The sequence below is a fragment of the Minwuia thermotolerans genome (assembly GCF_002924445.1).
Classification (GTDB): Bacteria; Pseudomonadota; Alphaproteobacteria; order Minwuiales; family Minwuiaceae; genus Minwuia; species Minwuia thermotolerans.
This window is the reverse complement of the sequence record NZ_PIGG01000034.1, coordinates 1-20986: the sequence shown is the minus strand read 5'-3', so window position 1 is coordinate 20986 and position 20986 is coordinate 1. Positions and strand designations below refer to the sequence as shown.

The window sequence follows — 20986 nt, the reverse complement described above, 5'->3', positions numbered from 1 at the left end:
CGTTCGAAAAGGGCCGCCGGACGACTTCTGTTCCCCGTGGCGGTCTGCTCGATCGAAAGTTGGAACGATCCCCCGCCCCGGCCCTCCCCCTTGGCCAAGGGGGAGGGTGGACCCGCGCAAGCGGGCCGGGAGGGGGCTTTTCAAACTGCCGGCCGACCTTTGCCCTTGTCGCATGCCGTTGCGCGAGGGCACACTCCGCCGCCATGCAGGCGGGGTGGGCGGAGACGGACTGGGACGTGCTGGTGGCGGGCGGCGGCAATGCCGCGCTGTGCGCCGCCATCACCGCTGCGGAACGCGGCGCGAAGGTCCTGATCGTGGAGAGCGCGCCGCGAGACTGGCGCGGCGGCAACAGCCGCCACACCCGCAATTTCCGCTGCATGCATGAAGGCCCGCTGGGGCCGCTCACCGGCGCCTATTCCGAAGACGAGTATTTCGACGACCTGCTCAGGGTCACCAAGGGCCGCACGGACGAGGACCTGGCGCGCATGACCATCCGCGCCTCGGAAGCCTGCCTGACCTGGATGCAGGACCACGGCGTCCGCTTTCAGCCCTCGCTGTCCGGCACGCTGTCGCTCAGCCGCACCAACGCCTTCTTCCTGGGCGGCGGCAAGGCGCTGCTCAACGCCTATTACCGCACGGCGGAGGCGCTGGGCGTGACCGCGGTCTACGACGCCGAGGCCGTCCATCTGGATCTGGAGGACGGCTTCTTCGCCGGGGCCGAGATCCGCGCCGGCGGCGAAACGCATCGGGTGAAGTCGAAGACGCTGATCGCCGCCTCGGGCGGTTTCCAGGGCGACATCGACTGGCTGACCCGCGCCTGGGGGCCGGCGGCGGAGAACTTCCTGATCCGCGGCACGCCCTACAACCGCGGCGTGGTGCTGGCCGATCTGCTGGACCAGGGCGCGGAACCCGTGGGCGACCCGACCCAGTGTCACGCCGTCGCCATCGACGGCCGGGCGCCGAAGTTCGACGGCGGCATTGTCACCCGCCTCGACTGCGTGCCCTTCTCCATCGTCGTGAACCGCGACGCCGAGCGCTTCCACGACGAGGGCGAGGACGTCTGGCCGAAACGCTACGCCATCTGGGGGCGGCTGGTGGCGGCGCAGCCCGGCCAGGTGGCCTACGCCATCATCGACCGGAAGAGCCGGGAGCTGTTCATGCCCTCGGTCTATCCGCCGATCGAGGCCGGATCCATCGCCGAAATGGCCGGCAAGCTGGAACTCGACGCAGCGCGGCTGGAAGCGACGGTGGCGGACTTCAACGCCGCCTGCCGCGGCGGCCGCGCCTTCATGCCGACGGAGCTGGACGGGCTGGCGACCGAAGGGCTTGAGCCGCCCAAGACCAATTGGGCCCGGCCCATCGCCGAGCCGCCCTTCCATGCCTGGCCGCTCCGGCCCGGCGTCACCTTCACCTATCTGGGGCTGAAGGTGGACGACCGCGCGCGCATGCAGACGGCCGGCGGCGGCGCGGCGGCCAATGTCTGGGCCGCCGGCGAGGTGATGGCGGGCAACATCCTGGGGGAGGGCTATCTGGCGGGCATCGGCATGACCATCGGCACCGTCTTCGGGCGCATCGCGGGCGAGGAGGCGGCGAAGCATGTCCGCAACTGACGCGATACCGGGCAGCGACGCGGCGCGGGCCGAGGCGCGGCGCGCGCTGGAGATCTGCAACGCCTGCCGCTACTGCGAGGGCTATTGCGCCGTCTTCCCGGCCATGACCCGGCGGCGCGCCTTCGCCGACGGCGACCTCGATCACCTGGCGAACCTCTGCCACAACTGCCGCGGCTGCTACCATGCCTGCCAGTACGCGCCGCCGCACGAATTCGCCCTGAACCTGCCGCGCGCCCTGGCCGATGTGCGCCAGCAGAGCTGGGCCGACTACGCCTGGCCGGGCTTCCTGGCGCGCGCCTTCCGCGACCGCGGCGCGGGGCTCGCGGTGCTCCTCGTTCTGGCGGTGGCGGCGATGTTCTGGCTCGCCGGCGCGGTGTCGGGCAGTGGCGGCGGCTTCTACGCCCTCATCCCCCACGGCGCCATGGTCGCGGTCTTCGCGCCGGTCTTCCTGTTCGCGCTGCTCGCCATGGCGGTGGGCGGCGCCCGCTACTGGCGCGCGACCCGGGATCTCGGCGCGGCCCCGGCGCACGGGCTGCACCATGCCATGACGCTCACCAACCTGAAGGGCGGCGCGGCGGAAGGCTGCAATTTCGAGGACGGCGACCGTTTCAGCCAGGCGCGCCGCCACTTCCACCAGGCGACGCTCTGGGGTTTCCTGCTCTGCTTCGCCGCGACCGCCGCCGGCACGGTGCTGCATTACGGTTTCGGCGCTCCCGCACCCTATGACCTGGTCAGCCTGCCGAAGCTGTTCGGCGTGCCGGGCGGGATCCTGCTGGTGATCGGAGCCGGCGGCCTGCTCTGGCTGAAGCGCCGCGCCGACCCCGCACTCGGCGTCAGCCGGGGCGCAGGCGGCGAGAGCGCCTTCACCGTGCTGCTCTTCCTGACCGGGCTCACGGGCCTCGCGCTCTACGCGCTCCGCCAGACACCGGCCATGCCGGCCCTGCTGATCCTGCATCTCGGCGCGGTGCTGGCGCTGTTCCTCGCCCTGCCCTACACCAAGATGGTCCACGGTCTCTACCGGACGCTGGCGCTGATCCGCGACGAGGGCGAGAAACGGAAGACGAAGCCATGACCGGACGTCTGGTGCTGGTCGCCGGCCCGTCGGGCGTCGGCAAGGACAGCCTGCTGGACGGCGCGAAAGAGGCGCTGGCCGGCGACTCCGGATATCTGTTCCTGCGCCGTTACATCACCCGCCCCGCCGAGGCCGGCGGCGAAGATCACAACGAGATCTCCGAGACAGCCTTCGAGGAACGCCGCGCCGCCGGCGACTTCCCGCTCTGGTGGGACGCGCACGGACTGCGCTACGGCCTGCCGGATTTCTCGGGTGAGCTGATGGCGGGCCGGACGGTGATCGCCAACGTCTCCCGCGGCGTGATCGGCGATGCGCGGCGGAAGTTCGGCGCGGTCACCGCGATCCACGTCACCGCGCCGGCCGACAAGCTGCGCCAGCGCCTGCTGGAACGCGGCCGCGAAACGGAAGCAGAGATCGAACGCCGCCTCGCCCGCGCCGCCGCGCCGGGCCCCGGCGGCTCGGGAGTGATCGAATTCTCCAACGAGGGACCGCTGGACGCGGAGATCGAACGCTTCACGGCGATCATCCGCGGCGAAGGAGGACTGCCATGAAGATCCGCGACGCCGAGATCATCCCGCTGAAGATCCCCTTCACCGACGGCAGCGCCGGCACAGGCCTGATGCCGCAGCAGTGGACGCATCTGGACGTGGCGCTGCTGAAGCTGACCACCGAGGACGGCGTGGTCGGCTGGGGCGACGGCTTCGCCTATCATTGCGCCGGGGCGACCATCGCGGCGTTGCGCGACATGGTCCTGCCGCTGGTCATCGGCGCGGAAATCGGCGACATCCCGGCCTTCAACCGCACCCTGCAGCGGCGTCTGCACCTGCACGGCCGTTATGGCATCACCATTTTCGCCATTTCCGCGGTCGACATCGCGCTCTGGGACATTGCGGCGAAGGAGAAGGGTGTGTCCCTGGCCACGCTGCTCGGCGGACGAGTGCGCGAGACGATCCCCGCCTATGCCAGCCTGGTCCGCTACGGCGACCCGGGCCAGGTGCGCGAATACACGGCGGAGACCGTCGGCCGCGGCTACGAAACGGTGAAGCTGCACGAGATCGCACTGCCCTGCATCGAGGCCGGCGTCGACGCCGCCCGGCCAGGCGTGAAGGTGACGACCGACGTCAACTGCAACTGGACGCTCGAGGAGGCGCGGGCGCTGATGCCGGAAATGCGCCGCCTCGGCCTCTACTGGGTCGAGGAGCCGGTCTTCCCGCCCGACGACGCCGAGACGCTGGGCGCGCTGCAGTTGGCCTTCGGCGTCTCCATTGCCAGCGGCGAAAACGCCTGCACCCTGGTCGAGTTCCGCCGCACCCTGCCGAAGATCGACTACGTGCAGCCGAGCGTGATCAAGGTCGGAGGCATCACCGAGATGGCGGACATCTGCGACGCAGCAGCGGCGCTCGGCAGGACGGTCATGCCGCACTCGCCCTATTTCGGGCCCGGCTACTGGGCGACCGCGCAGGTGATGGCGGCGAAACGGAGCGCCGGCCTGTTCGAGCATTTCTGGATCAGGCCGGAAGCCTATCCCGACCCGGCGATCCCGCTGCCCGAGCAGGGCATGATCGCCGTCCCCGACCGGCCCGGCATCGGCTTCGAGCCCGACCCGGAAGTGCTTGAGAGCTATCGGGCGGATCGATGGGGCCCGGTCCGCCCGATCAGCCGCTGTCCTCCTCTGCGTCATGCCCGCCCCCGTGCGGGCATCCGGTCAGGGGCTGGCGGCGAAGCCGCTCCGGACCCCCGCACTGGGCGGGGGTGACAGCCTGAGTGGAAGGCTATGCCATCAAGCATCCTGCCAGGCCAGAAGGCGGCTTCGACCTTCCGCCGGACGCCCCGCAGCCTCAGTCGCAATCCAGCTCGCTCTTCACGCGGACGCGGCCGGACCGGTCGGGAAACTTCTCGAACAGGGCCGTGATCATGTCATCGAGGACGACATCGAGCCTCCCGCAGGAGCCGCGGGCCGTGACCCGGCCCTCATATACGCGGGCCTCGTCCTCCTCCCGCGCAGTGTCGTGGATGTATACCATCAGCGCGCTGCCATAGGTCGTCACGCTGATCGGCACCCATTCGTATCCGATGATGCCGTGAACCGGGGCAAGGCGGACCTTGCCCCCGGAGGAGATGCGGGTATAGCCGACGATGCCGAAGACCGGCTGGGACAGCTCGCGGATCGTGGTCTCGCCCTCGCCCATCCGGTAGTCGACCGCGGCGACATAGCGCGGCTCGGCGGCGTTGGGGACGACGACAAAGCCCCGCTCGCGGAACTCCGCGGCCATACGATCCTTCGCGCGCCGGAAGATCAGGGAGCGGGCAATGTCCTCGCTGGCGCCGATGACGGCCACGGTCGCGCCGGCAGCGCGGCCTTCGGGCAGATCGCTGATCGAGGTGACCTGGGTATCGAGCACCCGGGCGCAGCCCATGAGCAGGACAAGTCCCGCCACAGCCGCCAGGAGGTTGGATGGACGCATGGAGAAACCTGCCTTCCCTTGACGCCGGGCGCACGCCGTACCCGATAGATGCGTGCTCCCCGCCGGGCTTCAAGCGGCTCCGCTCCGGCTTGCCGCTCCCGCGCCTTTGGGCCTACAGTCCGCCGCAACGGAAGACATGGCTTTTGCGGGGAGAGAAACCATGAAGCAGATCGGTCATTTCATCGGCGGCGAACACGTCGCCGGCGCGTCGGGCAATACCTATCCCGTCTACAATCCGACCCTGGGCGAGCAGACCAAGGAGGTCGCACTGGCCTCGACCGCGGAGATGGAGAAGGCCGTGGCCACCGCCCAGGCCGCCTTCCCCGCATGGGCGGCCACGTCGCCGATGCAGCGCGCGCGGGTGATGTTCCGCTACAAGGAGCTGATCGAGAAGAACATGGACGAGCTGGCCGAGCTCGTCTCCCAGGAGCATGGCAAGACCGTGCCCGACGCGAAGGGCTCGGTGCAGCGCGGCCTGGAAGTGGTCGAGTTCGCCTGCGGCATTCCGCATCTGCTGAAGGGCGAGTATTCCGACGCGGTCGGCACCGGCATCGACCTCTATTCCATGCGCCAGCCGCTGGGCGTGGTCGCCGGCATCACGCCGTTCAACTTCCCGGCCATGGTGCCGATGTGGATGTATTCCATCGCCATCGCCTGCGGAAACACCTTCATCCTGAAGCCTTCGGAGAAGGATCCGAGCTGTCCCATGCGGCTGGCGGAACTGATGATGGAAGCGGGCGCGCCGGCCGGCGTGATGAACGTGGTCAACGGCGACAAGGTGGCGGTCGACGCCATCCTCGACGACCCGCGCATCCAGGCGGTGAGCTTCGTCGGCTCGACGCCGATCGCGCAGTACATCTATTCCCGCTCCGCCGCCGCCGGCAAGCGCTGCCAGGCCATGGGCGGGGCGAAGAACCACATGATCGTCATGCCAGACGCGGACATGGAGCAGGCCTCCGACGCGCTGATCGGCTCGGCCTACGGCTCCGCCGGCGAACGCTGCATGGCGATCTCGGTGGCCGTTCCGGTGGGCGAGGACACCGCCGACCGCCTGATCGAGAGCCTGAGGCCGAAGGTGGAGAGCCTGAAGGTCGGCCCCTCCAGCGATCCGGACGCGCATTTCGGCCCGCTGGTCACCGCCGAGCACCTGGCCAAGGTGAAGTCCTATGTCGACCTGGGTGTCGAGGAAGGCGCGGAACTGGTCGTCGACGGCCGCGACTTCCGGATGCAGGGCTACGAGAACGGCTACTTCATGGGCGGCTGCCTGTTCGACCGCGTGAAACCCGACATGCGCATCTACAAGGAGGAGATCTTCGGTCCCGTCCTGTCGGTGGTCCGGGCCCACGACTTCGAGGAAGCGGTCAAGCTGCCGTCCGACCACGAGTTCGGCAACGGCGTCTCCATCTTCACCCACAATGGCGACGCGGCGCGCGAGTTCGCACGCAAGGTCCAGGTGGGCATGGTCGGCGTCAACGTGCCGATCCCGGTGCCGCTCAGCTTCCACACCTTCGGCGGCTGGAAGAACTCGGCCTTCGGCGACACCAACCAGCATGGACCGGAGGGCGTCCGGTTCTACACCAAGATCAAGACGGTGACCTCGCGCTGGCCGGGCGGCGTCAAGATCGGTCCGGACTTCACCATCCCGACCATCAAGTCCTGAGCCTTCGGGACTACCAGGGCAGTTCCTGACCCTGGTAGTCCCAGAAGCGCCCGGACTGGTCCTGGCGCAGGTTGTCGATGACGCCGGCGAGACCGCGGGCGCTGTCCTCGGGCGTCACCGCCGCGCCGGGCCCGCCCATGTCGGTGGCGACCCAGCCCGGATGCAGCGGCACGACCTTGACGCCCTGACTGTGCAGGCCGTTGTGCAGCGCCTTGGCGACCTGATTCACCGCCGCCTTCGAGGTGCGGTAGACGATCTTCTCCGACGAGGCGTTCTGATCGATCGAGCCCATGCGGCTGGAGATGATGGCGACGGTCTTCCCCGCGCTCGCAGTGATGTTGCCGACCAGCGCCTCGGTGATGCGGAACGGCGCGAAGACGTTGATCCGCATGGTCTCGGCCCAGTCGTCCTGATTGAGGTTGCTCAGCGTCTGCGGCCCCTTGCCGCCGATCACGCCGGCATTGTTGATCAGCACGTCGATCGGCCGGTCGCCGAGGTCCGCCGCCAGCCGGTCGATCTGGTTCTGGTCGGTGACCTCCAGTTCGAAGGCCTCGGCGCCGCGTTCGACCAGGTCGGCGAGATCGCCGGTGTCGCGCGCGGTCGCCAGCACCGTCTCGCCCTTGTCCAGATAGTGTTCCGCCAGCGCCCGGCCGATGCCCCGGCCCGCGCCGGTGATGAGGATGGTGCGGCTCATGTCCTTGCCTCCCGTGTCTCGGTCTTCAGCAGTCGCCGGTAGAGCGGCGTCAGCAGCGCCGGCAGGGTGTACATGGGAAGCTGACCGACGGCGAAAAACATCGCCGTGTCGGGATCGGCCTTGTCGGAGAGCGTGACCAGCACCAGCCCCATGTTGCAGTTGCCGCTCATCAGCCCGATCGACAGCGCCGTGCGCCGGCCCAGGCGCCAGAACGCCGCCGCGCCGGCGACCTGCAGGCCGATGTTGAACAGATAGGCCAGCAGGCAGGCGAGGATGACGTGGCGCGGCTGGGCCAGCGCCATCTCGGTGACGCCGTCGAAGACGCCGACGACGAACAGAAGCATCGACAGCACCGCCGCCCCGTCCAGATGGACGCTGGCGCGCGACAGCCGCTCCGGCCCCAGCAGCCAGCGGCCGATCCAGGCGGCCACGAAGGCCAGCGCGACCAGGCCTGCCAGGCGCAGCATGAAAAGTCCGAGCGAGATATCGAGATGCAGGTCCAGCAGGTTCAGCGCCATGGGCGGCAGCACCAGCGGCGTCAGCCACATGGCGGCCACCGTGGCGACGACGATGATCGCTCCGTCGAGGCCGAGAAACATCGCGATCGCCGCCGCCGAGACGATGGGCGGGGCCGCGGCCATCAGCACGATGCCGGCCAGCACCCCCGGCGCCACGGCGGTGCCGTCGAGGATCAGGAAGACGGCCAGCGGCGAGACGATGAGCATCCAGACGCACAGCACCGCCACCAGCGGCAGGCGGCGCATGTAGCCCAGCATCTCCCCCCAGTCGATGCGCATCAGCGCGATGACCAGCGGCCCGATGATGAATAGCGCCAGCCAGGGGCGCACCAGCGCGGCGAGGCCCGGAAAGGCGAAACCGAGGAAGACGCCGAAGGCGAGGACCAGGGTGGCGTAACGGCCGAGGAAGGCCAGCAGCGTCAGCATGCCCCCTCCCCGTCGGCCACCGTCAGCCGGCCAGTTCGGCGGTCTTGGCGTTCAGGGTCTCGATCAGGCCGGCCGCGCCGGAACGGCCGAAGACCGACGACATCTCCGCACGCTGGCGCGCCAGTTCGCTGAACTTGTCCTGTGCCAGCACGTCGATCACCGCCGGACCGGCGCCGCTGTCGCGCATGACATAGGTGAGACTGACCGGGTCCTCGGCGGCGCGTTCGATCACGGTCGGCACCAGCACCAGGTTCTGAGGACCCTCGCGGGTCTCGCCGATGCTGAAGCTGATGCCGCCGGACCCGTCGAAGCGGCTGGCGTAGGTGGCGACGGACATGCGCCGGAAGGCGTCGATGATCGCCGCGCGGTCGGCCTCGGCGATGCCGTCCCAGTAGCGCTGCAGCCCGATCCGCGTCATCAGCCGGAAGTCGAAGACCTCCCCCAGCACCGGCTCCAGCAGGTCGAAGCGGCCCTGGAAACCAAGTTCGCCGCCACCGCGCATGGCGGCCTGAAGGGTGTCGTTCAGACGCTCGATGGCCTCCCGCTCGCCGGCGGCGCGGGCGGCCTGGAACGGCGCGGTCAGGGTGACCGCGAGAAGCAGTGCGGCCAGAAGCCGGATGGACTTGTCGATTGCGTTCATGGTTCCCCGTCTCGACGGTCGCGACCGTCTCGGTTAGAGCATCATACGCGCCGTCGGCCAAGTGATGCCGGCGGCAGGCGGGACGGACAGGAGCGCATGGCACGCCAGAACGACCACATCGCGGTTTTCGCCGCCGGGATCGCCCGATTCTCGGCCCGGCGGCCGCTGCTGGTGATCCTGACGGCCGTCCTGCTGTCGGCCCTGTCCCTTGTCGTTTCGGTCCGACATCTGGGCATCAATACAGACAATTTCGACATGATTTCGGCGGAGACGCCGTTTCGCCAGGCCGCCATCGAATACCGCGACGCCTTCCCCTGGCATGGCGACCAGCTGGTCGTCGTGATCGACGCGCCGACGCCGGAGCAGGCGGAGATCGCAGCCGCCGGCGTCATGACGCACATGCGCGCACAGGAGAGGCTGTTCAGCCATGTCCGCGCCCCGGCCATGGATCCCTTCCTGAGGCGCAACGGCCTGCTCCACATGGAAGCGGAGCAATTGCAGGACTTTCTCGACCGCCTCGCCGCGGCCCAGGGCCTGCTGGCGGTGCTGGCCGAGCGGCCGGATCTCGTCGGACTGCTGGACATGCTGGATCTGGCGCTGGAACAGGCCGACCCGGAAAGCGTCCAGGCGGTCCAGCTCACCGATCTGGTCGCCACCATCGCCGCCATGGCCGAGGGCGACCCGGACGCGCCGGCGATGCTCTCCTGGCGGCGGCAACTCGCCGTCGAGGGCCAGGGGGGGCTGGACGGCCGCCAGATCGTCATCGCCAAGCCGGTGCAGGATTTCGCCACGCTCTCGCCGGCCCGGGCGGCGATCGAAGATCTGCGCGCGCATTTCGCCGGCTATCCGGATGCGATCGGATTCCGTCTGACCGGCGACGCCGCGCTGGACACCGAGGAACTGGACAGCGTCAAGCTGGGCGGCGCCTGGGCCGGGGCGCTCTCGGCCAGCGGAATTCTGGTGCTGCTGTTCCTCGGTCTGCGCGGCGTCCGCGACGTCCTGGCCGCCATCGCCGTGCTCGCCGCCGGCCTCTCGCTCAGCCTGGGATTCGCCACCCTCACCGTCGGCCAGCTCAATCTGCTGTCGGTCGCCTTCGCGGTCCTGTTCATCGGGCTGGCGGTGGATTTCTCAATCCACTTCACACTAAGGGCGCGGGAATCCGGGCGCGGCGTGGCGGCGGTGCGCGACGCCGGGCGCAGCGTCGGCGCCTCGCTGGTGCTGAGCGCCCTGGCGGCCGCCATCGGCTTTCTCAGCTTCCTGCCGACGCCCTATCGGGGTCTGGCGGAGCTCGGCGTCATCGCCGGCGGCAGCATGGTCATCGCCGTCGCGCTCAACCTGACGCTGCTGCCCGCCCTGCTGACGCTGGGCGCCCGCCCCCGCGAAGCCGAACCGCGCCCGCCAGCGAAGCCCGACCGCCGCACGGGGCGGCTGGCGCGGCCGGTCGTGGCGCTGGGCGCGGTGCTCGGCCTGGGCGGCGCCATCCTGACGCCGTTCTCCGACTTCGACTTCAATCCCCTGCTGCTGAAGGACCCGGATTCGGAATCCGTCGCGACCTTCTTCGAACTGGCGCGGGACGACGATGGCGGCGGCTACGCGCTCGAGGGCCTGACAGCCGGACCCGAGGCGGCCGCACGCGCCGCCGAGGCGCTCGCCGAGCGGCCCGGCATCGGCCGCGTGCTGCACCTGGGCCGAGTCATTCCCGACAACCAGCCGGAAAAGCTGGCGGCCCTGCAGAACGCCGCCCTGTTCCTGTTCCCCGTGCTCACGGCGACACCCGCACCGCCGCCAACGGACGCGGAGCGGCGGCAGGCAGTCGACGATTTCGACGCGGCTGTGTCCGCAGCCCCTGACAGCGAGGCGCTGAACGATGCCGCGCGGCGGCTGGCGGTGGCACTGCAGGCCATGGACGCCGCCGGTCTGGCTGCGTTCGAGACCCGGGTCACGGGCCTTCTGCCGCACTGGCTGGCCGACATCCGCACCGCTTTCGACGCCGGACCGGTGACGGCGGACGACGTCCCGGCCGATTTCCGCCAGTACTGGGTGACCGACGATGGCCGCTATCGGGTGCAGATCTTTCCCGCCGACCCGATCGACTCGAACAGCGAACTGCGGGCCTTCGCGGAGAGCGCCCAGACCGTGCTGCCGCAGGCGACCGGCACGCCCGCGATCGTCACCGCCGCCGGCGAAGCGGTGCTGGACAGCTTCCGCACGGCGACCGTTGTGGCCGCCGTTCTCGTCACCCTGCTGATCGGGATGGTGCTGCGCAGACCCCTCGACATCCTCCTTACCCTGGCGCCGCTGCTCCTGGCCGCGGTCATGACCCTGGGCGCGGCGGTGCTGCTGGGCGAGGCGCTGAATTTCGCCAACGTCATCGTCCTGCCGCTGCTCTTCGGGCTGGGCGTCGCCAGCTCCATCCATCTGGTGCTGCGCCGGCGGCGGCTGGAGGATCCCGACAGGCTGATGCGATCGTCGACGCCCCGGGCGGTGCTGTTCAGCTCGCTGACCACGCTGGCCAGTTTCGGCGGGCTGGCGCTGGCGCCGCATCTCGGCATGGCCTCCATGGGGCGGCTGCTGACCATCGCCATCATCGCCATCCTGTTCGCCACGCTGATTTTCCTGCCGGCGCTCATCCGCGTGACCGGGCGCTCTGAAATGTCACAGTAACAGTTGGTTGTTCGACAGCGCCACCGCGTCATGTTGCGGCTGCACAACCTGTCGTGTATCGATGCGGCAGCACATTCGAACCATTCGAACCTCAGTGGGAGACGGATTTGGGTGTTCCCTTGCGCCAGCAGCTCCGCGTCGGAGCCTATATCCTGAAGCAGCGGCTGACAGGCACCGAGCGCTACCCGCTCGTGCTGATGCTGGAGCCGCTGTTCCGCTGCAACCTCGCCTGCCCCGGCTGCGGCAAGATCGACTATCCGGACCACATCCTGAACCGCCGCCTGTCGGTCGACGAGTGCGTCGGCGCCGCCGAGGAATGCGGCGCGCCCATGGTCTCCATCGCCGGCGGCGAGCCGCTGATCCACAAGGAGATGGGCGAGGTCGTCGCCGAGCTCGTGAAGCGGAAGAAGTTTGTCTATCTCTGCACCAACGCCCTGCTGCTGGAGAAGAAACTCCACCTGTTCGAGCCCTCGCCCTACCTGACCTTCTCCGTCCACCTGGACGGACTGGGCGAGCATCACGACCGCGCGGTCGACAAGGACGGCGTGTTCGAGAAGACCGTGGAAGCCATCCGGCTGGTCAAGTCGAAGGGCTTCCGCGTCAACATCAACACCACGCTGTTCGACAACGCCAAGGCCGACGACGCCGTGGCGCTGTTCGACTTCGCCCGCGAACTGGGCGTCGAGGGCATCACCGTTTCGCCGGGCTACGCCTATGAGCGCGCGCCGGACCAGGAGCACTTCTTCACCCGCCAGCGGACCAAGACCTTCTTCCGCGAGATCTTCGCCAAGGCGAAGGCGAAGGGCGTGAAGTACCCCTTCAGCCAGTCGCCCTTGTTCCTCGACTTCCTGGCCGGCAATCAGGAATACCGCTGCACGCCCTGGGGCAACCCGACGCGCAACGTCTTCGGCTGGCAGAGGCCGTGCTACCTGCTGAACGAGGGCTATGTCGCCACCTTCAGGGAACTGATGGAGGAGACCGAGTGGGAGACCTACGGCACCGGCAACTACGAGAAATGCGCCGACTGCATGGTCCATTGCGGCTATGAGGCCACCGCCGTGCAGGACATGGTGCGCAATCCGCTGAAGGGCCTGATTGTGGCGCTGAAGGGCATCCGTACCGACGGTCCCATGGCGCCGGAGATCAGCCTGGAGAACCAGCGCCCGGCCGAGTTCGTCTTCGACCGCGTGGTCGAGAAGGCGACGTCAGGCGCCCCCGACACCAAGGCACGGACCGGCGCGTCCGACGCGGCCTAGGGTGCTGAAGGCGCGCCCGCTGGCCCGCGCCAGCCGGATCAGCGCCCTGACCTCGTGCGGCCGGTAGAGCAGCGACAGCAGCACCCGGTGCGGGCGTTCGTCGCCCGCCGGCCCGACGCCGGCCATGGCCGCACGCGGCAGCGGCGAGCGGCGGTCATCGGCGACGGCGCGGACGCACAGGAACGGCAGGCCGGCCTCCGCGGCCGCCCGCGCCAGGTGATGGCTTTCCATGTCCACGGCCACGGCGGCCGGAAAGGCTGCGCCCAGAAAGGCCTTCTGGCCGACGGTGGTCGCGGCCATATCGATCCCGAGCACCGCGTCCCGGCGGCCTTCCGGCCAGGCGGCCCGCACCGCGGCGAGCCATTCGGCGTCCGCCGCCCAGTCGCCGTCGCGCAGGTCCAGCACCCGCTCCGGCGTCAGCAGGTCGCCGGGCCGCGCATCGTCGGCCAGGCCGCCGGCGACACCGAAACTCAACAGGCGCGTGGCCCCGGCTTCCACCAGTTCGCGCGCGCCGCGTGCGGCGTTGGCGGCACGGGCGCCGGAACAGCGCACCATGGCCGGCGCGCCTGCCGCGGCGGCGGCGGCCTCGATGATCCTGCCTTCGCGATGTATGCCGCAGAGTACGCCCAGCAAAAGAAAGACCCCGCCTTCCGGTCGCGCAGAGCGGGCACTATAGACCGGAAAGCAGAGCCGGTAAGGACCGGTCCGCCGGTGCCGGATCAGCCCTTCTTCTCTTCCGTCTCGCCGCCGCCGTAGCCGTGGTGGCGGCCGTGACGATGGCGGGTCAGGCGCTCGACGGTGGCGCGCTGCTCCTCGTCCAGAGCGGCGTAGAGCGGATCGAAGGCGCCCCGGATGCGGCGCGTCGCGCCCAGCGCCTTCTCCATCAGCATCTCCACCTCGGCCAGCCGGGCCGGCGCATCGCCTTCATGCAGGGCATCGAGCCGCTCGCAGGTCGTCAGCAGTTCGTCCCCGCCGGTGCGCACCGCCTCGGCGAAGGCGGTCCATTCGGTCATCTGGTCGTCGCGGATGTCGAGGCGGAAACGGGCGAAGGCGACCACGTCTTCCAGCCGCTCCTCGCCCTGGCTGCAGACCAGTTCGGCGCCGCGGTGCTTGCCCCAGCCGGCATGGCTGAAGGCGCCGTCCGAGGTGGCGGCGGCGATGCCGGCGGCGCCGGCCGCGACGCCAATCGCGGAAGCGGCGCTGATCAGCAGGATCTTCATGCGGGTCTTCATCGGTGCTCTCCTCTGTCGGGCGTTGCCCGGATACGGTCGACAATCCCGATCTACGGTCCCGCGCCCCCGTCCGCGACCCGCCGGGAGCAACGGTGTGTAACCGCCGGTAACCGGGGCCGCCGCCGTTACCTTCGGTTACGAAAAAGCCGCGCCGCCGCCGCTCGGGCGTTATAAATCGGGGCCATGCAGCGCAAGCCACATATCCTCATCGTCGACGACGACCGGGAGATCCGTGATCTGCTGGCGAAGTTTCTGAGCCGCCACGACTTCCGCGTCGACACCGCCGCCGACGGACGGGAGATGGATCGCCATCTCGCCGGCGGCCGGTTCGACCTGCTGGTGCTGGACCTGATGATGCCCGGCGAGGACGGCCTCGCCATCTGCCGCCGCCTGCGCCAGGAGTCGGGCATTCCCATCCTGATGCTGACCGCGCTGGGCGAGGAAGCGGACCGCATCGTGGGCCTGGAGATCGGCGCCGACGACTACCTGCCGAAGCCGTTCAACCCGCGCGAACTGCTGGCGCGCATACGCGCCGTGCTCCGCCGGGGCGGGGATGCGCCGGACCGGACGGACGACGGCACGCGCGCGCGCAAGCTGCGTTTCGAGAGCTGGCAGATCGACCTCCGAACCCGGGAGCTGCGTGACGAGGAGGGGACGCTGGTCACCCTGACCTCGGGCGAGTTCGACCTGCTGGAGGCCTTCGTCGAACGGCCGCAGCAGATTCTCAGCCGCGACCAGCTCGCCGATCTGACCTCCGGGCGGGTGCTGGGACCGCTGGACCGTTCGGTCGACGTCGCGCTCAGCCGGCTGCGCCGCAAGCTGGGCGAGGATCCGAAGACGCCGCGCCTGATCAAGACCGTGCGCCATGGCGGCTACTACTTCGCTGCGGACGTCAGCCCATGCTGAGGCCATTCCGCGAGGGCGGCATCGCCGCGCGTCTGGCCATGATCCTGATGCTGCTGATGCTGCTGGCCCTGGGGCTCTCTGTGGGCTGGTACGTCAAGGACCGCGCCGACGCGGCGACGCACCTGTTCGCCAATTCGGCGGCGCGGCGCATCGACAACGTCGTCCGGCTGCTCGACCGGCTGCCGGCGGCGGAACGGCCGGCGCTGATCCGCGCCGCGTCGGGACCGACCATGCGCATCGAACTGAAGGACGGCCCGCCGCCGCCGGACGAGGAACTGATGGAAGACCGCCACGCCATGCGGCATGCGCGCGACCTGCTCAGCGGTCTCGGCGACCGGCCGATGATGATGTCCAGGGTCGGCGAATGGGACCGGCCGCTGTTCGGTCGCCGGCCGCGTTCCGACGACCCCGATCTGTTCCCAAGCCGCAGGAAGCTGATCGTCGCCACCACGCTGGCCGACGGCCAGTGGCTGCACGCCACGCTGGCGACCGATCTCACCTCGCTCCGCTGGGCCCTGCGCAGCGCCTTCTGGGTGCTCTGCATGATGCTTGTCATCGGGTTCTTTTCGGTCTGGGCGGCGCACCGCGCGACGCGGCCCCTGCGCAGCCTGGCCGCCGCCGCCGACCGCCTCGGCCTGGACGTCGACGCGACGCCGCTGCCCGAGCGCGGCTCGCGCGAACTCAAGAAGACCGCGCGCGCCTTCAACACCATGCAGCAGCGCATCAAGCGCCTGGTCGACGACCGCACGCTGATGCTGGCGGCGCTGAGTCACGACCTGAAGACCATGCTGACGCGGCTTCGGCTGCGGGCCGAGTTCATCGACGATGCCGAACAGCAGCGCAAGGCCGAACGCGATATCGACGACATGCAGATGATGGTCGACGCGGCGCTGGGCTTCGTGCGCGGCGACCAGGCCAACGAGCCGGTCGTGCGGCTGGATCTGGTTTCTCTGGTGCGCGACATGGCCGAAGACTGGCGCGATGACGACGTCCGCTTCGAAGGACCTGCGCGCCTGGCCGTGAACGGCCGACCCGTGGCCCTGAAGCGCGCCGTCGGCAACCTGATCGACAACGCAGTCCGCTATGGCGGCAATGCCGAAATCCGCATCTGGCATACCGACCACGACGCCGTGCTGACCGTGGCCGACGACGGACCGGGCCTGCCGGAGGCGGAGCTGGAGAAGGTCTTCCAGCCCTTCTACCGCGTGGAGACCTCGCGCAGCCGCGACACCGGCGGCACGGGCCTGGGCCTGGCCCTGGCGCGCGACGTCTTCCGGCGGCTGGGCGGCGACCTGACCATCGCCAACCGCGCCCGCGGCGGACTGATGGCCACGGCGCGCCTGCCGCTGCCGGCCGGACCGGCGTAGCCCGATGGACCGTCAGGATGCGGCCGGTACGGACAGGGTCAGGATACGCGCGTTGCGCACCGCCTACCGCTTCGCCTGGGCCGCCCGGGCGGGGCTGCGTCTCCTGCCCTTCCCGCCGCTGGACGGCGCCATGGCGGCGGTCTGGTGCGATGGCCACATCCTGCTGGTCCGCAATTCCTACAACCGCTACCACACGCTGCCAGGCGGCCGCCGCCAGGCCGGCGAGACCTATGTCCGGGCCGCGGCGCGGGAACTGGCCGAGGAGACCGGCGTGACCGTCGCGGAAGAGCGTCTGCGGATGGCCGGGCGCGAGGTGCTGCGCTACGGGTTCCGCCGCGACGTCGTCGAGGTACACGAGATCGAGCTGGAGGCCCGGCCGGCGCTGGTCATCGATCCGGTCGAGATCGCCGAAGCACTGTGGGCAAGCCCCGAGGAAGCGGCGCGAATGGCGCTGTTCGGACCGGCGCGGCGCTATCTCGAAAGCCGCCGCTGAACCGGGCGCGCGCCGGTTTCAGCAATTCACAGCGACCACTGGCGGCGCATGTAGTCCGCCGCCTCGCGCGTGGCCGCGAGGCCCTGCGGAATAGCCTTCGCCAGCATCATGAAGCCGTGAATCTGGCCGGGATATTCGTGGTAGGTGACGTCGACCCCCGCCGCCGCCAGCCGGTCGGCATAGGCCTTCGCCTCGTCGCGGAGCGGATCGAACCCGGCGGTCTGGACCAGCGCCGGTGGCTGCCCTTGCAGGTCGGCCATGCGGATCGGCGAGGCGCGGGTGTCGGCCTTCGCCCGTTCGTCGGCAAGATACTGCTTCATGTACCAGAGGATGCGGTCGCGCGGGATGATCGCGCCCTGCTCGAACTCGGCGTGGGAGGCCGTGTCCATGGCGAAGTCGGTCGCCGGGTAGATCAGAAGCTGGAAGTCCGGCGGCGTCTCGCCCGACTTCGCGGCCTGCTGGCTGACCACGATCGACAGGTTGCCGCCGGCCGAATCGCCGCCCACGGCGACCCGCGCCGGATCGCCGCCCAGGTCCCCGGCGTTGCCGCGCAGCCAGCGATAGGCGGCCAGGCAGTCCTCGACGCCAGCGGGGAACGGGTGCTCCGGCGCCAGTCGGTAGTCGAAGGAAACGACCATTGCGCCGGACCAGAGCGCGAGGCGCGCGCAGAGACCGTGGTGACTGTCCAGGTCGCCCTGGACCCAGCCGCCGCCGTGGAAGAAGGCCAGCACCGGCAGCTTCTCCGCGCCGGCGGAGGGGCGGTAGACCCGCGCGGCGATCTCGCCGTCGCCGCCCGGCGCGCGGATATCGCGGATCTGGTGGAGTTCCGGCGCCGGCACGTCCAGCAGGCCGACAAGGGTCAGCAACTGCTTGCGCAGATCCGGCAGCGGCACGGCCTCCGGCGGCACGCGCACCGAATTCGAGAAATCGGCGACCACCTGCGCCTTCGGGTCCATGACACGGCCGCCGGCCTTCCGCCGCCGGCCCTCCAGCATGGGCAGGATCTCGGATTCGTCGAGCAGGCAGTGCTGCAGTTCGAACGGCGTGCTGTCGGCCATGGTGTCGCGTCCTTTCCCCTGTGATCCGGCGTCGAAGAATCTATAGCATGGCCCCGCGACGGGGGCAGCGGCAGGCGGAATCTTGACCCGACAGATCAGATATTTCGACGACTACCGGGTGGGCGACCGCTTCGTGACCGACAGCGTGACCGTGACGGAGGGACAGATCCTGCAGTTCGCCCGCGCCTTCGACACGCAGACCTTCCATATCAATGTCGACGAGGCCGGGGACGGCCCCTTCGGCGGGGTAATCGGCAGCGGCTTCCAGACGCTGAACCTCAGCTTCGCGCTGTTCTTCCGGCTGCAGCTCGTCCAGCCCGTGGCGCTGGGCGGCGCCGGGATCGACGGCCTGCGCTGGCTGAAGCCGCTGAAGCCGGGCGACACCATCCGGGTCGCCTGCGAGGTGATCGAGCTCATCCCCTCGCGTTCCCGGCCCGACAGGGGTACGGTCCGCATGCGCCACGACACGCTGAACCAGGCCGACGAGACCATCATGACCCTGGAATGCCTCCACATACTGAAGACGCGCGGCGCGGAGTCCGGGGCTTGAGCGGCGCGGGACGGGCGGCGCTCGCTGCGGCGGCGATGGCGTGGCTGGCGGCCTGCGGGCCGATGCTCGGCGAGCCCCTGCCGCCGGCCGGCTACGACCAGCCCCGGCTGGAGGCGAGCGGCGCGCTGACCGGCGTGACCGGCGTCGACAGCCGTCACTGGGCCCTGCTGGACGAGGATCTCCGGCGCGGCGTCTACTGGCACAGCTTCCTTCAGGATCTCGTGACCAAATGCCCGGCGGTCTATCCCGAGCACGAGGCCTGGATGGGCGAGCTCGGCCTGCTGGTCCGGCGCGGCACCGGCATGGCGGTGGACCGGGCCGTGGCGGTCGAGGCGCTTCGCCTGCGGACGGTCGGCGAGGGCGCGGACCGCGCCGCCGTGGGGCTGGAGGCGCTGGGCAAGGCGGACGTCGACGTGCCCGGCATCATGGCGCGCTGGCTGCAGCCCGCGGTCGCCGGCGACGTCGATCCGGACCGGGCGATGGTGGCGGCCTGCAACCTGCTGTTCGAGCGCGACGACCTGCGCGGCCTGATGCGCAAGGCCGCCGATCCGCTCGGGCGCTACTTCGCCCGCATGGCCGAGGAACACCCGGCGATCCTGGCGGACTTCCATGATGTCGAGGCCATCACCCGGCGGCTCGACAAGATCTGACGGCGCCGAACATTGCCGGAACGGACGGCGGCTGGCATGCTGCGGCCATGGGCGCGGAAAAGGAAAAACCGGTCTGGGAGCGGATCGCGGAACTCGGTTTCGCCGACGCGGTGGATTCGAAGGGGTTCAAGCGGGTCGGCAAGACGCACTGGCGCCTCGACGGCGACGGCATCGTGCATCACGTCAAGCTCTACCGCGGCTTCGCCATCGAGCCGGGATCGTTCCGGGATTTCCAGGGAGTCTATATTCCCGAATTCGACGATATGTGCCGACGGGTGGGAGAATGGCAGCGAAGCCACCGAATACCCTATGGGACGGCCCTCATCCATTTTGAGGATTGCATCTACCAGTGTTACGTCGACGCCGAACGCAGCCGCTATGTCAGAATCTACCCGGAAAGCCGCAAGGGTCGGCCCAACTTCACTTTTGAGTTTCTGCAACCACTGCCGTTCTATGAGCCACGTGTCACGGTCGATGCGGGAAGTGGCGCATGGTTGAGCGCCAACGCCGATCTTCACGACTTGGCGCGTGCACTGGTGGATTCATGGCTTCGCTACGCCTGCATGGATCTGGCACCTGGCGCTGACTATTTGTCCTACTACTGCCGGGTACTCAGAAAATCACTTCACCGCACCAGATTTCCGAGATCGGAGAGCTTCATTCTTGCGAAGATCGCGGATGATGCGGAAATGATTGAATATCTCAGCAATAAGCTGTTCGAACGCGCTACTCTCGAGTTTAGCACCGAGCATGAGCGAGTCAGAAACCATCGAACGCGGCTGGCTGGTGAATCAGGATTGAAGGAACCCGTCCAGGAGGATGCTCTCCGGGAAGGAATTGAGAAGGAAACTGTTCAGACCGTTTTCGGGCCTCGACAAACTGCCAGAAAGATACTGCGTCATTCGGAAATCCTCGGCTATGGCCTCAAAGACCCCGGCATTGATTTTGGCGAACTCGAACGGGCGGAACGGGATGAAAGCTGGGGGCAATGGCTGGGTACCAAGCAATCAAAGTGAAAGGCCTTCCGCAGCAATAAGGGCCGCCTCCACCGCCGCCTCAAGAGTGACAATGACGGCTGTATTCCGATCCAATTCGTGAATTGTGCCTATCCCTTCCACAACGGCGTCGATAATTTCGCTGGAATATCCCTTTCTTTCGAGTCCCAAACGAATTTTCTGTTCCAACGGCGCGTGTGGAGCGTCAGACGCCGCAGACGGTCCTCGATCTGCACGGTGGTGAAGGATCCGACGATCCGCTCTTCCTGAGCGGTGATCTCGCTCAGGCGGTCCGGGTCTTCCGCGGCGCGCGCAAAGGGCGTGCTTCGGAGCATGCGATGGACACGGTCGAGGTCCGGATCACCCGTGACCCGGGGAACCGCAGCGGCCTCGACCTCGTCGGATGCCTCGCCGCCCTGTGCCGGGCTCGCCGCGTCGCCGTGCGCTGCCGCCTCGGGCCGGGCGGCGTCTTCGACTTCGGCGGCCGGTTCGGCCGTTTCCGGCTCGTCCTCATCGAGGGGCGTGTCCTGGGCGTCGCCGCCGTCGAGCGCGTCTTCGGCCTCGAAGCCGTAGAGCGCATCGGTGCGCCGGGTCTCGGCCATGTGGGCGAGGCCGTGGGCGCGAAGCTGTTCCAGCATCGCCGCCTGGGTCTGCGGGCGGACCGCCGGGTCGGCGGAGATCAGCAGCGGTTCAGCCGCGCGGGGATGGATGCGGGGTTCTCGATGTCGAA

The 20986-nt window shown here is 69.1% G+C and carries 21 protein-coding genes; 13 read left to right on the top strand and 8 right to left on the bottom strand.

Going from position 1 to position 20986, the window contains the following annotated elements:
* Window positions 1-203: 203 nt before the first annotated feature.
* Genes tcuA through CWC60_RS10780 form a run of 4 tightly spaced genes read left to right on the top strand, consistent with a single transcriptional unit; the run spans window position 204 to window position 4438 of the window.
* A complete protein-coding gene (gene tcuA, locus CWC60_RS10795; protein WP_109794012.1) occupies window positions 204-1610 on the top strand; it encodes an FAD-dependent tricarballylate dehydrogenase TcuA in 1407 nt (468 codons plus the stop codon).
* Complete coding sequence (gene tcuB / locus CWC60_RS10790; protein WP_109794011.1) at window positions 1597-2682, top strand: tricarballylate utilization 4Fe-4S protein TcuB; 1086 nt, start codon at window positions 1597-1599, stop codon at window positions 2680-2682. The genes tcuA and tcuB overlap by 14 nt, the downstream gene beginning before the upstream one ends.
* Window positions 2679-3233, top strand: a complete 555-nt coding sequence (gene phnN, locus CWC60_RS10785) for a phosphonate metabolism protein/1,5-bisphosphokinase (PRPP-forming) PhnN (RefSeq protein ID WP_109794010.1) — start codon at window positions 2679-2681, stop codon at window positions 3231-3233. Before tcuB ends, phnN begins: the two co-directional genes overlap by 4 nt.
* Window positions 3230-4438 carry a mandelate racemase/muconate lactonizing enzyme family protein gene (locus CWC60_RS10780; protein ID WP_109794009.1) on the top strand — a complete coding sequence of 403 codons (1209 nt, stop codon included), beginning with the start codon at window positions 3230-3232 and terminating at the stop codon, window positions 4436-4438. The genes phnN and CWC60_RS10780 overlap by 4 nt, the downstream gene beginning before the upstream one ends.
* An 82-nt stretch (window positions 4439-4520) precedes the next feature.
* On the opposite strand, the gene CWC60_RS10775 is transcribed toward CWC60_RS10780, so the two are convergent.
* Complete coding sequence (locus tag CWC60_RS10775; RefSeq protein WP_109794008.1) at window positions 4521-5147, bottom strand: DUF4136 domain-containing protein; 627 nt, start codon at window positions 5145-5147, stop codon at window positions 4521-4523.
* 160 nt (window positions 5148-5307) lie between these two features.
* On the opposite strand from CWC60_RS10775, the gene CWC60_RS10770 reads away from it, so the two are divergent.
* A complete protein-coding gene (locus CWC60_RS10770; protein ID WP_109794007.1) occupies window positions 5308-6807 on the top strand; it encodes a CoA-acylating methylmalonate-semialdehyde dehydrogenase in 1500 nt (499 codons plus the stop codon).
* A gap of 10 nt (window positions 6808-6817) precedes the next feature.
* Here the strand turns inward: CWC60_RS10770 and CWC60_RS10765 are convergent, their stop codons facing one another.
* Genes CWC60_RS10765 through CWC60_RS10755 form a run of 3 tightly spaced genes read right to left on the bottom strand, consistent with a single transcriptional unit; the run spans window position 6818 to window position 9085 of the window.
* Window positions 6818-7501, bottom strand: a complete 684-nt coding sequence (locus tag CWC60_RS10765) for an SDR family oxidoreductase (protein WP_109794006.1) — start codon at window positions 7499-7501, stop codon at window positions 6818-6820.
* Window positions 7498-8445: a hypothetical protein gene (locus tag CWC60_RS10760; RefSeq protein WP_109794005.1), complete on the bottom strand. Its 948-nt coding sequence runs from the start codon at window positions 8443-8445 to the stop codon at window positions 7498-7500. The genes CWC60_RS10765 and CWC60_RS10760 overlap by 4 nt, the downstream gene beginning before the upstream one ends.
* A gap of 22 nt (window positions 8446-8467) precedes the next feature.
* The gene (locus tag CWC60_RS10755; RefSeq protein WP_109794004.1) at window positions 8468-9085 is read right to left on the bottom strand and encodes an ABC transporter substrate-binding protein; all 618 of its coding nucleotides are present in this window, start codon (window positions 9083-9085) and stop codon (window positions 8468-8470) included.
* 96 nt (window positions 9086-9181) lie between these two features.
* Here CWC60_RS10755 and CWC60_RS10750 point away from each other — a divergent pair, with 96 nt between their 5' ends.
* Both CWC60_RS10750 and hpnH read left to right on the top strand, forming a co-directional pair.
* On the top strand, window positions 9182-11749 hold the full coding sequence (locus tag CWC60_RS10750; RefSeq protein ID WP_109794003.1) for an MMPL family transporter: 2568 nt from the start codon (window positions 9182-9184) through the stop codon (window positions 11747-11749).
* 107 nt (window positions 11750-11856) lie between these two features.
* The gene (hpnH, locus tag CWC60_RS10745) at window positions 11857-13005 is read left to right on the top strand and encodes an adenosyl-hopene transferase HpnH (RefSeq protein ID WP_109794002.1); all 1149 of its coding nucleotides are present in this window, start codon (window positions 11857-11859) and stop codon (window positions 13003-13005) included.
* On the opposite strand, the gene CWC60_RS10740 is transcribed toward hpnH, so the two are convergent.
* On the bottom strand, window positions 12955-13638 hold the full coding sequence (locus tag CWC60_RS10740; protein ID WP_109794001.1) for a phosphorylase family protein: 684 nt from the start codon (window positions 13636-13638) through the stop codon (window positions 12955-12957). The genes hpnH and CWC60_RS10740 overlap by 51 nt on opposite strands.
* An 86-nt stretch (window positions 13639-13724) precedes the next feature.
* Window positions 13725-14237: a Spy/CpxP family protein refolding chaperone gene (locus tag CWC60_RS23265; RefSeq protein WP_125182768.1), complete on the bottom strand. Its 513-nt coding sequence runs from the start codon at window positions 14235-14237 to the stop codon at window positions 13725-13727.
* Window positions 14238-14420: 183 nt separating this feature from the next.
* Between CWC60_RS23265 and CWC60_RS10725 the strand changes: the two genes are divergently transcribed.
* Genes CWC60_RS10725 through CWC60_RS10715 form a run of 3 tightly spaced genes read left to right on the top strand, consistent with a single transcriptional unit; the run spans window position 14421 to window position 17003 of the window.
* On the top strand, window positions 14421-15143 hold the full coding sequence (locus tag CWC60_RS10725) for a response regulator (protein WP_109793999.1): 723 nt from the start codon (window positions 14421-14423) through the stop codon (window positions 15141-15143).
* On the top strand, window positions 15137-16510 hold the full coding sequence (locus CWC60_RS23905; RefSeq protein WP_206419887.1) for an ATP-binding protein: 1374 nt from the start codon (window positions 15137-15139) through the stop codon (window positions 16508-16510). The genes CWC60_RS10725 and CWC60_RS23905 overlap by 7 nt, the downstream gene beginning before the upstream one ends.
* Window positions 16511-16562: 52 nt before the next feature.
* Window positions 16563-17003 (top strand): NUDIX hydrolase, encoded by a 441-nt coding sequence (locus CWC60_RS10715; RefSeq protein WP_164516485.1) that lies wholly within the window; start codon window positions 16563-16565, stop codon window positions 17001-17003.
* Between the two features lie 26 nt (window positions 17004-17029).
* Here CWC60_RS10715 and CWC60_RS10710 read toward each other — a convergent pair whose 3' ends face one another.
* Window positions 17030-18061 carry an alpha/beta hydrolase gene (locus CWC60_RS10710; protein ID WP_109793997.1) on the bottom strand — a complete coding sequence of 344 codons (1032 nt, stop codon included), beginning with the start codon at window positions 18059-18061 and terminating at the stop codon, window positions 17030-17032.
* A gap of 82 nt (window positions 18062-18143) precedes the next feature.
* On the opposite strand from CWC60_RS10710, the gene CWC60_RS10705 reads away from it, so the two are divergent.
* Genes CWC60_RS10705 through CWC60_RS10695 form a run of 3 tightly spaced genes read left to right on the top strand, consistent with a single transcriptional unit; the run spans window position 18144 to window position 20277 of the window.
* Window positions 18144-18611 (top strand): MaoC/PaaZ C-terminal domain-containing protein, encoded by a 468-nt coding sequence (locus CWC60_RS10705; protein WP_206419886.1) that lies wholly within the window; start codon window positions 18144-18146, stop codon window positions 18609-18611.
* A complete protein-coding gene (locus tag CWC60_RS10700; RefSeq protein ID WP_109796377.1) occupies window positions 18608-19261 on the top strand; it encodes a hypothetical protein in 654 nt (217 codons plus the stop codon). Before CWC60_RS10705 ends, CWC60_RS10700 begins: the two co-directional genes overlap by 4 nt.
* Window positions 19262-19308: 47 nt before the next feature.
* The gene (locus tag CWC60_RS10695) at window positions 19309-20277 is read left to right on the top strand and encodes a hypothetical protein (protein ID WP_109793995.1); all 969 of its coding nucleotides are present in this window, start codon (window positions 19309-19311) and stop codon (window positions 20275-20277) included.
* 89 nt (window positions 20278-20366) lie between these two features.
* On the opposite strand, the gene CWC60_RS23260 is transcribed toward CWC60_RS10695, so the two are convergent.
* A complete protein-coding gene (locus tag CWC60_RS23260; RefSeq protein WP_125182767.1) occupies window positions 20367-20858 on the bottom strand; it encodes a hypothetical protein in 492 nt (163 codons plus the stop codon).
* Window positions 20859-20986: the final 128 nt, after the last annotated feature.

Bases quoted from the DNA above. Each gene is read 5' to 3' on its own strand.
- tcuA (WP_109794012.1), top strand. From the start codon at position 204: ATGCAGGCGGGGTGGGCGGAGACGGACTGGGACGTGCTGGTGGCGGGC.
- tcuB (WP_109794011.1), top strand. From the start codon at position 1,597: ATGTCCGCAACTGACGCGATACCGGGCAGCGACGCGGCGCGGGCCGAG.
- phnN (WP_109794010.1), top strand. From the start codon at position 2,679: ATGACCGGACGTCTGGTGCTGGTCGCCGGCCCGTCGGGCGTCGGCAAG.
- CWC60_RS10780 (WP_109794009.1), top strand. From the start codon at position 3,230: ATGAAGATCCGCGACGCCGAGATCATCCCGCTGAAGATCCCCTTCACC.
- CWC60_RS10775 (WP_109794008.1), bottom strand. From the start codon at position 5,147: ATGCGTCCATCCAACCTCCTGGCGGCTGTGGCGGGACTTGTCCTGCTC.
- CWC60_RS10770 (WP_109794007.1), top strand. From the start codon at position 5,308: ATGAAGCAGATCGGTCATTTCATCGGCGGCGAACACGTCGCCGGCGCG.
- CWC60_RS10765 (WP_109794006.1), bottom strand. From the start codon at position 7,501: ATGAGCCGCACCATCCTCATCACCGGCGCGGGCCGGGGCATCGGCCGG.
- CWC60_RS10760 (WP_109794005.1), bottom strand. From the start codon at position 8,445: ATGCTGACGCTGCTGGCCTTCCTCGGCCGTTACGCCACCCTGGTCCTC.
- CWC60_RS10755 (WP_109794004.1), bottom strand. From the start codon at position 9,085: ATGAACGCAATCGACAAGTCCATCCGGCTTCTGGCCGCACTGCTTCTC.
- CWC60_RS10750 (WP_109794003.1), top strand. From the start codon at position 9,182: ATGGCACGCCAGAACGACCACATCGCGGTTTTCGCCGCCGGGATCGCC.
- CWC60_RS23265 (WP_125182768.1), bottom strand. From the start codon at position 14,237: ATGAAGACCCGCATGAAGATCCTGCTGATCAGCGCCGCTTCCGCGATT.
- CWC60_RS10725 (WP_109793999.1), top strand. From the start codon at position 14,421: ATGCAGCGCAAGCCACATATCCTCATCGTCGACGACGACCGGGAGATC.
- CWC60_RS23905 (WP_206419887.1), top strand. From the start codon at position 15,137: ATGCTGAGGCCATTCCGCGAGGGCGGCATCGCCGCGCGTCTGGCCATG.
- CWC60_RS10710 (WP_109793997.1), bottom strand. From the start codon at position 18,061: ATGGCCGACAGCACGCCGTTCGAACTGCAGCACTGCCTGCTCGACGAA.
- CWC60_RS10695 (WP_109793995.1), top strand. From the start codon at position 19,309: ATGGGCGCGGAAAAGGAAAAACCGGTCTGGGAGCGGATCGCGGAACTC.
- CWC60_RS23260 (WP_125182767.1), bottom strand. From the start codon at position 20,858: ATGGCCGAGACCCGGCGCACCGATGCGCTCTACGGCTTCGAGGCCGAA.